Source organism: Aquipuribacter hungaricus, from assembly GCF_037860755.1.
In the GTDB taxonomy this organism is placed as follows: domain Bacteria; phylum Actinomycetota; class Actinomycetes; order Actinomycetales; family JBBAYJ01; genus Aquipuribacter; species Aquipuribacter hungaricus.
Genome location: NZ_JBBEOI010000132.1, coordinates 1 through 9,983, shown reverse-complemented (window position 1 = coordinate 9,983; position 9,983 = coordinate 1). Strand labels below are relative to the sequence as shown.

The window sequence follows — 9,983 nt, the reverse complement described above, 5'->3', positions numbered from 1 at the left end:
GTCGCGCCGGTCGGGGCCGCCCCCGGCACGGGCCTGGTCGCCGGCCCCGACGGGCTGCTGCGGCCGCCGGTCGACGAGGCCTCCCGCGGCGGGGAGCGCGCCGTCCTGCCCGGCTGCGACGGCGTCCCGCCGGAGACGCCGCAGGACAACGGCCGGATGGACGAGACGTACCTGTGCACGCTGTGGGACGGGACCACGCGCGTCCGGGCCGACGCCGCGGTGTCCCTCACGCTGCTCAACGAGCGCTACCGCGCCGCGATGGGCACCGACATCTGCCTCACCGACGGCTACCGCTCCTACGAGGCTCAGGTGTCGGTCCGGGCGCGCAAGCCCGGGCTGGCCGCGGAGCCGGGCACGAGCGAGCACGGCTTCGGCCTCGCGGTCGACCTGTGCGGCGGCGTCGAGTCCCAGGGCGAGGGCTACCGGTGGCTGCGCGAGAACGCCGGCGCGCTCGGCTTCGAGAACCCGCGCTGGGCGCAGGAGGGCGGCGGCGGGCCGTTCGAGCCGTGGCACTGGGAGTACGTCGCCGGCCAGCGGTAGGTGCCCCCGGCAGGATTCGAACCTGCGCCCCTGCCTCCGGAGGGCAGTGCTCTATCCCCTGAGCTACGGGGGCCCAGGAACACGCAGACGATAGCAGCAGCGGGCCGCCCGGCCGCTATTGCCCGACCGCCCCGGAAACCGGTCGGGGACCCGGCGGGGCCGCCCGTAGGCTTGTCCCCCGTGACCCCGGAGACCCTCGCCGACGCCGTCCGCACCTGCCTGCTCGAGGCCGTCGGGGCCGGCGAGCTGCGCGCCGAGGTCCCGGCGCGGGTCACCGTCGAGCGCCCCCGCAACCGGGACCACGGCGACTGGTCGACCAACGTCGCCCTGCAGCTGGCCAAGGGCGCGGGCGTCCCGCCGCGGCAGGTCGCCGACCTCCTGGCGGCGCGGCTGCGGCAGGTCGAGGGCGTCTCGGCCGTCGACGTCGCGGGGCCGGGGTTCCTCAACGTCACCGTCGACACCGCGAGCGCCGGCGCGCTCGCGCGCACGGTCGTGGAGGCGGGGTCGGTCTACGGGCACAACGAGGCCTTCGCGGGCGAGGTCGTCAACCTCGAGTTCGTCAGCGCCAACCCGACCGGGCCGATCCACCTGGGCGGCACCCGCTGGGCCGCCGTCGGCGACTCCCTCGCCCGGGTCCTCGAGGCCTCCGGCGCGCAGGTGGTCCGTGAGTACTACTTCAACGACCACGGCGCGCAGATCGACCGGTTCGCGCGCTCGCTGCTCGCCCGGGCCCGCGGCCTCGAGGTGCCGGAGGACGGCTACGCCGGGCAGTACATCGACGACATCGCTGCGCAGGTGCTCGACCTGCGGGGCCGCGAGGTGCTCGACCTGCCCGACGAGCAGGCCCAGGAGGTCTTCCGGGCCACCGGCGTCGACCTCATGTTCACCGCGATCAAGCAGAGCCTCCACGACTTCGGCGTGGACTTCGACGTGTACTTCCACGAGGACTCCCTGCACGCCTCGGGCGCGGTCGAGGCGGCGCTGGAGGAGCTCAAGGCGTCCGGGCGGCTGTACCCGGCCGAGGGCGCCTGGTGGCTGCGCTCGACCGAGTTCGGCGACGACAAGGACCGCGTCGTCATCAAGTCCGACGGCCAGCCCGCCTACATCGCCGGCGACCTCGCGTACTTCCGGGACAAGCGGCGCCGCGGCGCCGACCACGCCATCTACATGCTCGGCGCCGACCACCACGGCTACGTCGCCCGGCTCAAGGCCGCCGCGGCGGCCTTCGGCGACGACCCCGACCGGGTCGAGGTCCTCATCGGCCAGATGGTCAACCTCGTCAAGGACGGCGCCCCGGTCCGGATGAGCAAGCGCGCCGGCACCGTGGTGACGATGGAGGACCTCGTCGACGGCGTCGGGGTCGACGCCGCCCGGTACGCCCTGGCCCGCTCCAGCGCCGACTCCGCGATCGACATCGACCTGGACCTGCTGGTGCGGCGCACCAACGACAACCCGGTCTTCTACGTGCAGTACGCCCACGCCCGCACCGCCAACGTCGCCCGCAACGCGGCGACCGTCGGCGTGCGGCGCGAGGACGGCTTCGACGCCGCGCTGCTCGACCACCCCAGCGAGGAGGTCGTGCTGGCCTCCCTCGCGCAGTTCCCCGGGGTCGTCGCCCAGGCGGCCGCCCTGCGCGAGCCGCACCGCGTCGCCCGGTACCTGGAGGAGCTGGCCGGCAGCTACCACCGCTGGTACGACCAGCGCCGGGTGATGCCGTCGGTGCTCCAGGACGGGACCGTCGAGCCGGTCACCGACGTCCAGCGCACCCGGCTGTGGCTCAACGACGCCGTGCGCACCGTGCTCGCCAACGGCCTGGCGCTGCTCGGCGTCTCCGCCCCGGAGCGGATGTAGTGGCCCGCGCCCACGAGGCCGGCGCCCTGCACGCCGGCGCGATGGCCCCCGCCCCGGCCTGGCTGCGGACCCCCGACGACGTCAACGCCCTGCTGCCGGGGCTGTGGGCACGCACCGTGCGCCGCGGCGACGACGGCGTGCTCACGGTCGGCGGGGTGTCCGTGCTCGACCTCGCCGCCGAGCACGGCACCGCCGCCTACGTCCTGGACGAGGCCGACCTGCGGGAGCGGGCGCGCGCGCACGTCACCGCCTTCGACGAGGCGTTCCGCGACCTGTGCGGCGGCGCCGACGTCTACTACGCCGGCAAGGCGTTCCTGTCGGTCGCCGTGGCGCGCTGGGTCCACGAGGAGGGCCTGCGCCTGGACACGACGACCGGCGGGGAGATGGCCGTCGGGCTGCGCGCCGGGCTGTCCGCGGCGGACATGACGCTGCACGGCAACAACAAGTCCGACGCCGAGATCGACCGGGCGCTGTCGCACGGCATCGGCCGGATCGTCCTGGACTCCGCCGACGAGCCCGCCCGGGTCGCCGCGCTCGCCCGCGCCCGCGGTGTGCGCGCCCCCGTCATGGTGCGCGTCAACGTCGGGGTCGAGGCGCACACCCACGAGTTCATCGCCACGGCGCACGAGGACCAGAAGTTCGGCCTCGCGCTGTCCGACGGCGTCGCCGCCGGCGTGGTCGCCGACGTGCTGTCGCGCCCGGAGCTCGAGCTGCGGGGCCTGCACAGCCACATCGGCTCCCAGATCTTCGACCCGGCCGGCTTCGAGATCGCCGTGCGGCGGCTCGTCGGGCTGCACGCCCACGTGCTGCGCGAGCACGGCACCGCCCTGCCCGAGATGGACCTCGGCGGCGGGTTCGGCATCGCCTACGCCTCGACCGACCGCCCCATGCCGGTCGCCGACCTGGCCGCCCGCCTGGCCGCCACCATGGCCGCCGAGTGCGCCGCGGCGGGCGTCGACGTCCCCCGGGTGAGCGTCGAGCCGGGCCGCGCGGTCGTCGGGCCCAGCACGTTCACGCTGTACGAGGTCGGCACCGTCAAGCCCGTCCGGCTCGACGGCGGCGGCGAGCGGCGCTACGTGAGCGTGGACGGCGGCATGAGCGACAACGTCCGCACCGCCCTGTACGACGCGGACTACTCGTGCACCCTCGCCTCGCGCGCCTCCGACGCCCCGCCGGTGCTCGCCCGCGTCGTCGGCAAGCACTGCGAGAGCGGCGACATCGTCGTCCGGGACGAGTTCCTGCCCGGGGACGTCCGCCGCGGCGACCTGCTCGCCGTGCCGGGGACGGGTGCCTACTGCCGCAGCCTGTCCAGCCAGTACAACCACGTCCCGCGCCCGCCCGTGGTGTCGGTGCGCGACGGGGCCAGCCGGGTGCTGCTGCGCCGCGAGACCGAGGAGGACCTGCTCGCCCTCGACCTCGGCTGAGCCCGGGGCCCGTGACCGTCCCGGCGGCGGACCGCGCGGCCGACCGGGCGAGGTGCGAGACACGGGCCGGGCTGCTCTGCCAGGGTCGGGGCGTGCAGGGTTTCCGCCTCAACGGCTCGCGCGTGCTCGAGGTCGACCTGACCGGGCAGCCGGTCCGCGCCGTCACCGGGTCGATGGTCGCCTACACCGGCGACGTCCAGTTCAAGAGCGCCGGCATGGGCGGTGGCGACGGCCTGGTCGCCGGGCTCAAGCGCCGCGCCACCGGCGAGTCCGTGGCCTTCATGACGTGCTCCGGCAGGGGCACGGTGTGGTTCGCCAAGGACGCCATGGAGGTGCTGCTCGTCGAGCTGGCGGGGGACACCCTGCGGGTGGAGTCCGAGCAGCTGCTCGCCCTGTCGGACTCCCTGCGCACCGACGTCGCCTTCGCCGGGATGCGCGGCGCGTCGTCCGGGCAGGGGCTGTTCACCACGACGGTGACCGGCCACGGCACGTGCGCGCTGCTGTCCTCCGGCGGGCCGCCCGTCGCGCTGGAGGTGTCGCCGCAGTTCCCGCTGGTCGTCGACCCTCAGGCGTTCGTCGCCAGCCGCGGGCAGCTCAATCAGACCTTCGTCACCGACGTGTCGTGGCGGAACCTCGTCGGCGAGAGCTCGGGCGAGGCGTTCTCGCTGCGCTTCGACGGCTCCGGCGTCGTCTACATCCAGCCCGAGGAGCGGTGATGGGCACGTTCGAGGCCGTCAACGGCAAGGTCGTCACCGCGCGGGTACAGCACGGGCGCGAGGTCCTGGCCCGGCGCGGCTCGATGCTCGCCTACACCGGCGACGTCCGGTTCTCCCCGGTGCACGGCGGGGGCGGCGGCGGCCTCGGCGGGGGGCTGGGCGGCATGGCCGGCCGCATGCTCGCCGGGGAGCAGGTGGCGATGATGGTCGCCCAGGGCCAGGGCGCCGTCCACTACGGCTTCCGCGGGCTGCACGTCACCGTGGTGGACCTCGACGGGTCCGGCCCGCTGCAGGTCGAGGCCGACCGGCTCATGGCCCACGACGCCGCCCTGCAGTCCACGCTGGTCATGGTCGGCCAGCAGGGCGGCCTGCGCGGCGCGGTGCGCAACGTCGCCAGCGGCATGGGCCTGGCCACCACGCAGCTGCACGGCGTCGGCTCGGCGGCCCTGCTCAGCCACGGCGGCACGTTCGCCATCCCGGTGGGCGGCGGCCAGACCGTCGCCGTCGACCCGCAGGCCTACGTCGCCCACCTCGGCCACGTCCAGGTCGACCTGTCCGCCTCCGTCGGCTGGCGCGACGCCGTCGGCCGCGGCTCCGGCGAGGCCGTCCAGCTGCGGCTGACCGGCCAGGGCACCGTGTACGTCCAGGCGTCCGAGCAGAAGGTCTGAGGCCAGAGATGATCCCGCTGAACCCCACGACGCTGCCCGACGACGACAACGTCCCCGGCAACAGCTACGCCTACTGCCGGCGCCTCGACGGCCAGCTGTTCATGCAGACCGGCCGGATGATCGCCTACTACCCGGCCCCCGGCGGCCAGGGGATCCGGTTCGAGCCGCTCAGCTCGGCGAGCCTCGGCGGGATGGTCGCCTCACGCTTCTCCGCGCCGCTGTACACCCGCGACTGGGTGGTCGCGACGGGCTCGGGCCACCTGCTGCTCGGCGACCGTGGCTACGACATCAACAGCTACGACATCGAGGACGGCAACCTCACCCTGCGGGCGGCCAACCTGCTGGCCTTCGACCCCGGGCTGGAGCTCAAGCAGTCGATCGTCCCGGGCTTCCTCACCCTGGTCGGCACCGGCAAGTTCCTCGCCTCCAGCTCGGGGCCGGTCATCTTCGCCGAGCCCCCGCTGCGGGTGGACCCGCAGGCGCTGGTCGGCTGGGCCGACTGCCCCTCGCCGAGCCACCACTACGACGCCGGCTGGATGCAGGGCTTCCTCGGCGGGGTGCTCGGCCTGGTCGGGATGCAGTCCGGCGAGGAGCGCCAGTACGACTTCACCGGCGCCGGCACGGTCCTGCTGCAGTCCTCCGAGCGCGCCGTCGCCGACCCCCACCTGCTCCGCCAGCTCGAGGGCCAGGTCGGCCTGCTGGACACCCCGGGGCTGCAGCAGGTCCAGCGGACGGTGGCCCAGCAGCTGGCGCAGCGGCAGCAGTAGGCGGCCGCGGGTCTGCATCCGAGGACCGGCAGGTCCTCCCCAGGACGGCCGCGGGGCCGGTGGCGCCCGCCCGGCCCGGTTACGATCGTCCGGCTGCCGGATCGTCCGCGGCCACGAGGAGGACGACCTGTGCAGGTTCTGAAAGCGTTCCGCGGCTCCATCATCGCCTCGATCGTCGTGCTGGCGCTCGTCGGGTACTTCAGCCGGTCTCCCGCGCTGGTCCTGACCGCGCTCGTGCTGTCGATCCTCGAGGTCTCGCTGTCGTTCGACAACGCCGTCGTCAACGCCAAGTACCTCAAGAAGATGTCGCCGCTGTGGCAGAAGCTCTTCCTCACCGTCGGCATCCTCATCGCCGTCTTCGGCATGAGGCTCGTCTTCCCCATCGTCATCGTCGCCGTCACCGCGAACCTGGGCTTCGCCGAGGTCATCGACCTGGCCCTCAACGACGGCCAGCGCTACGGCGAGGAGCTGGAGGAGGCGCAGCCCGCCATCTACTCCTTCGGCGGCACGTTCCTCATGATGATCTTCCTCGACTGGGTCTTCGGGGACAAGGACGTCCGCTGGCTCCGGCCCGTGGAGGCGCTCTTCGAGAAGGTCGGCCGCTTCGGCCAGCTCTCCGTCCTCGTCGCCGGGCTGCTGATCCTCGTCGGCGCGTCGGTCGCGGAGGCCTCGGACTCGCGCACCGTGCTGTTCAGCGGCCTCGTCGGCCTGGTCACCTACCTCGCGGTCTCGGGCCTGGACGGCTACTTCGACGAGAAGCTCGAGGACGACGACGACGACGAGTCGGTCCAGACGACGACCGTCCGCGGCACCGGCGTCGCCGTGCAGACCGCCGGCAAGGCGGGCCTGTCGACGTTCCTCTACCTCGAGGTCCTCGACGCGTCGTTCTCCTTCGACGGCGTCATCGGCGCCTTCGCCATCAGCAGCAACGTGCTCGTCATCGCGGCGGGCCTCGGGATCGGCGCGCTGTTCGTCCGGTCCATGACGGTCTACCTGGTCCGCGAGGGCACGCTGGCGCAGTACCGGTACCTCGAGCACGGCGCCCACTGGGCGATCGGCGGGCTCGCGCTCATCCTGTTCCTCGAGCTGGCGGTCCACATCCCCGAGGCCATCACCGGTCTCCTCGGCGTCACGCTCATCATCGCCTCGCTCATCTCCTCCGTGCGGGCCAACCGCAAGGACGACGCGGTGCGCAGCGACGACGAGCTCGTCGGCACCGGGCCCACGCCCCACTGACCCACGGCACCTCGCACAGAGGGCCCCGACGGCAGCTGCCGTCGGGGCCCTCTCGTGCGTGGTGCATCGATGGTGCAGGTCGTGCAGCTGCTACTTCCGGCCGGCCTGCCAGCGCATGCCCCAGCCGTAGGCCGCGTCGAGCTCCGCCTGCGTGCCCTGGACGTAGTTCACCTCGCGGGTCACCGACAGCTGCCCGCCGGTGTTCTGCAGCAGCGCGATGGCACACATCCGCGACCGCCCTCCCGCGCCGTCGAGGACGACCTCGAGGGTCGGCCCGTCGGCCGGGGTGAGCGTGACGACTCCGCGGGCGTCGTCGAAGGACGCGGCACCCTCGTAGATCATCGCGAACACGAGGACGCGGCGGATGTCGGCGAGGTGGGCGAGGTTGACGTAGAGGTTCTCGCCCTGCGACACCGCCCCGGAGCGGTCGTCGCCGTCGAGGAACACGTACGGCGCGGAGTCCAGCGACCCGAACGAGCTCCCGAGCGCCTGGACGACGCCCTTGCGGCCGTCGGTGAGCTCGTACAGGCAGCCCAGGTCGAGGTCGAGGCTGCCGCCGCCGGCCTTGGCCTTGCTGAACAGCCCTCGCGGTGCCGGTGCCGCCGCGCGCGCGTCCCAGTTGAGGTTGACGTGCAGCTTCCCGCCCGAGGCCGCCTTGGTGAGCGACACGGTCGGGGCCGACTTGGTGAGGGAGATCTTCCCCCCGCCCGCCGGTGGCTCCTCGGCCTTCGGCCGCTTGGTGTAGTCGATCGGCATCAGACGTTGACGCCGAAGTCCTTGGCGATGCCCGCCAGGCCGGAGGCGTAGCCCTGGCCCACGGCGCGGAACTTCCACTCCGCGCCGTTGCGGTACAGCTCGCCGAACACCATGGCGGTCTCGGTCGAGGCGTCCTCGGACAGGTCGTAGCGGGCGATCTCGCCGCCGCCGGCCTGGTTGAGGATGCGGATGTAGGCGTTGCGGACCTGGCCGAAGCTCTGGCTGCGGGTCTCGGCGTCGTAGATCGACACCGGGAAGACGACCCGGGTCACCTCGGCGGGGACGCCCGCCAGGTTGACGGCGAGCGCCTCGTCGTCGCCGTCGCCCTCACCGGTGGTGTTGTCGCCGGTGTGCTCGACGGAGCCGTCGGGGCTCTTGGTGTTGTTGAAGAAGACGAAGTGGGAGTCCGACAGGACCCGGCCCTCCGCGGTCAGCATGATCGCGCTGGCGTCCAGGTCGAAGTCCTGGCCCGTGGTGGTGCGGGCGTCCCAGCCCAGCCCCACGGTGACCGCGGTCAGCCCGGGGGCCTCCTTGGTCAGCGACACGTTCCCGCCCTTGGACAAGCTCACAGCCATCGTTCGTACCCTCCCGCTCGGTGCGCCGGGCCGGTGCCCGGCAGTCCGGCCACGACCATAACCGCAGCGGTGTCGGGTCTGCCCGGACCCGGCGCGCCACGGCGGCACCCCGGCTACTGTCCCCCCGTACGGGGGGCCCGACGCTGCTGGCGGGGGGTCCCGCCCCCTGCTGTGCCCCGAGGAGCCCGCGCGTGCAGGTCCGGCACTTCGACTGCCTGTCCGACGAGGACCGGGCCCACCTGTTCGACCAGGTCCCGCAGCCGGTGGACGTGCGCGACGAGGCCCGGCTCGTGGCCCTCGCGCTCGGCGCGACGCTCTACCTGCCCGGCACCCGGCCGGCCCTGGCCGAGGACCTGCGACGGCGGGTCCGTGCCGGGGTGACCAGCGCCGTGGTGTGCCTGGAGGACGCGATCGGCGACGACGACGTGGCCGAGGCCGAGGTCAACGTCGTGCGTCAGCTGACGGCGCTGCTGCGCTCCGGCGACCCCCGACCGCTGCTCTTCGTCCGGGTCCGCTCGCCCGAGCAGCTCACCCGGGTGGCCGAGGGGCTGGGGGAGGCGCTCTGCGTGCTGTCCGGGTTCGTGGTCCCCAAGTTCACCGCCGCCAGCGGGCTGCCCTACCTGCGGCTGGTCGAGCAGCTGCGCCTCAGCACCGGGCTGCCGCTGTCGGTCATGCCGATCATGGAGTCCCGCGAGGTCATCCACCGCGAGACCCGGACGGCGGCGCTCACCGAGGCCCACGACCTGCTCCAGGCCCACCGTGACGTCGTGCTCGCCGTCCGCGTCGGGACCACGGACCTGTCCTCGGTGTACGGCCTGCGGCGCGGGCCCGACCTCACCGTGTACGACGTCGGGGTGGTCGCGCAGGTGCTGTCGGACGTGGTCAACGTCATGGCCCGCGCGGACGGCACCGGCTTCGTCGTGTGCGGGCCGGTGTGGGAGTACTTCGGCGACGACCACCGCCTGTTCAAGCCGATGCTGCGGGAGTCGCCGTTCCAGCGCGCCCACGAGCCGGCCCTGCGCACCCAGCTGCTCGCCACCCACCTGGACGGCCTGGTCCGCGAGGTCGTCCTCGACCGCGCCAACGGCATGTCCGGCAAGACCGTCATCCACCCCAGCCACGTCATGCCCGTCCACGCGCTGTCGGTGGTGTCCCACGAGGACCACCAGGACGCCGTGTCCATCGACGAGAAGTCCAGGAAGGGCGGCGGCGTGAGCGCGTCCGGCTACCGGAACAAGATGAACGAGGCCGGCCCCCACCGCTCGTGGGCGGCCGCCACGCTGCAGCGGGCCCACGTGTTCGGCGTCGCCCGCGAGGGCGTCACCTTCGTCGACCTGCTCGCCGCGTGCACCCCGTGAGCGCGCCGGCCGGTCTGCGGCCCGGTGCCGTCCCCGGGCCGCCGGCACCGGCGCAGGGCGCGCCCGCCGGCTGGACCGGCGCGTGGGTGTCC

The 9,983-nt window shown here is 73.6% G+C and carries 10 protein-coding genes and 1 tRNA gene; 8 read left to right on the top strand and 3 right to left on the bottom strand.

The window, feature by feature from the left end; translation table 11 throughout:
- Window positions 1-540 (top strand): M15 family metallopeptidase (locus WCS02_RS13290; RefSeq protein ID WP_340294010.1); only part of this gene is annotated, 540 nt, incomplete at its 5' end.
- Between the two features lies 1 nt (window position 541).
- Here WCS02_RS13290 and WCS02_RS13285 read toward each other — a convergent pair.
- Window positions 542-613, bottom strand: a tRNA-Arg gene (locus WCS02_RS13285).
- A gap of 107 nt (window positions 614-720) precedes the next feature.
- On the opposite strand from WCS02_RS13285, the gene argS reads away from it, so the two are divergent.
- The 6 genes from argS (at window position 721) to WCS02_RS13255 (ending at window position 7,202) form a co-directional block, all read left to right on the top strand.
- Complete coding sequence (gene argS, locus WCS02_RS13280) at window positions 721-2,391, top strand: arginine--tRNA ligase (protein ID WP_340294008.1); 1,671 nt, start codon at window positions 721-723, stop codon at window positions 2,389-2,391.
- A 41-nt stretch (window positions 2,392-2,432) separates the two neighbouring features.
- Complete coding sequence (gene lysA, locus WCS02_RS13275; protein ID WP_340294012.1) at window positions 2,433-3,815, top strand: diaminopimelate decarboxylase; 1,383 nt, start codon at window positions 2,433-2,435, stop codon at window positions 3,813-3,815.
- Window positions 3,816-3,907: 92 nt separating this feature from the next.
- Entirely contained in the window at window positions 3,908-4,531 is a 624-nt protein-coding gene (locus tag WCS02_RS13270; protein ID WP_340294006.1) for an AIM24 family protein, read from the top strand.
- A complete protein-coding gene (locus tag WCS02_RS13265) occupies window positions 4,531-5,199 on the top strand; it encodes an AIM24 family protein (RefSeq protein ID WP_340294005.1) in 669 nt (222 codons plus the stop codon). Before WCS02_RS13270 ends, WCS02_RS13265 begins: the two co-directional genes overlap by 1 nt.
- Before the next feature lie 8 nt (window positions 5,200-5,207).
- On the top strand, window positions 5,208-5,966 hold the full coding sequence (locus tag WCS02_RS13260; RefSeq protein ID WP_340294003.1) for an AIM24 family protein: 759 nt from the start codon (window positions 5,208-5,210) through the stop codon (window positions 5,964-5,966).
- 129 nt (window positions 5,967-6,095) lie between these two features.
- Window positions 6,096-7,202, top strand: a complete 1,107-nt coding sequence (locus tag WCS02_RS13255; protein ID WP_340294001.1) for a DUF475 domain-containing protein — start codon at window positions 6,096-6,098, stop codon at window positions 7,200-7,202.
- 90 nt (window positions 7,203-7,292) lie between these two features.
- Here the strand turns inward: WCS02_RS13255 and WCS02_RS13250 are convergent, their stop codons facing one another.
- Both WCS02_RS13250 and WCS02_RS13245 read right to left on the bottom strand, forming a co-directional pair.
- On the bottom strand, window positions 7,293-7,958 hold the full coding sequence (locus WCS02_RS13250; protein WP_340293999.1) for a TerD family protein: 666 nt from the start codon (window positions 7,956-7,958) through the stop codon (window positions 7,293-7,295).
- Window positions 7,958-8,533 carry a TerD family protein gene (locus tag WCS02_RS13245; protein ID WP_340293997.1) on the bottom strand — a complete coding sequence of 192 codons (576 nt, stop codon included), beginning with the start codon at window positions 8,531-8,533 and terminating at the stop codon, window positions 7,958-7,960. The genes WCS02_RS13250 and WCS02_RS13245 overlap by 1 nt, the downstream gene beginning before the upstream one ends.
- A gap of 191 nt (window positions 8,534-8,724) precedes the next feature.
- On the opposite strand from WCS02_RS13245, the gene WCS02_RS13240 reads away from it, so the two are divergent.
- Complete coding sequence (locus WCS02_RS13240) at window positions 8,725-9,891, top strand: HpcH/HpaI aldolase/citrate lyase family protein (RefSeq protein ID WP_340293995.1); 1,167 nt, start codon at window positions 8,725-8,727, stop codon at window positions 9,889-9,891.
- The last annotated feature ends 92 nt before the right edge of the window (window positions 9,892-9,983 follow it).

Excerpts from the sequence above, each read along its gene's own strand:
- lysA (WP_340294012.1), top strand. The coding sequence starts at position 2,433 with ATGGCCCCCGCCCCGGCCTGGCTGCGGACCCCCGACGACGTCAACGCC.
- WCS02_RS13265 (WP_340294005.1), top strand. The coding sequence starts at position 4,531 with ATGGGCACGTTCGAGGCCGTCAACGGCAAGGTCGTCACCGCGCGGGTA.
- WCS02_RS13260 (WP_340294003.1), top strand. The coding sequence starts at position 5,208 with ATGATCCCGCTGAACCCCACGACGCTGCCCGACGACGACAACGTCCCC.
- WCS02_RS13250 (WP_340293999.1), bottom strand. The coding sequence starts at position 7,958 with ATGCCGATCGACTACACCAAGCGGCCGAAGGCCGAGGAGCCACCGGCG.
- WCS02_RS13245 (WP_340293997.1), bottom strand. The coding sequence starts at position 8,533 with ATGGCTGTGAGCTTGTCCAAGGGCGGGAACGTGTCGCTGACCAAGGAG.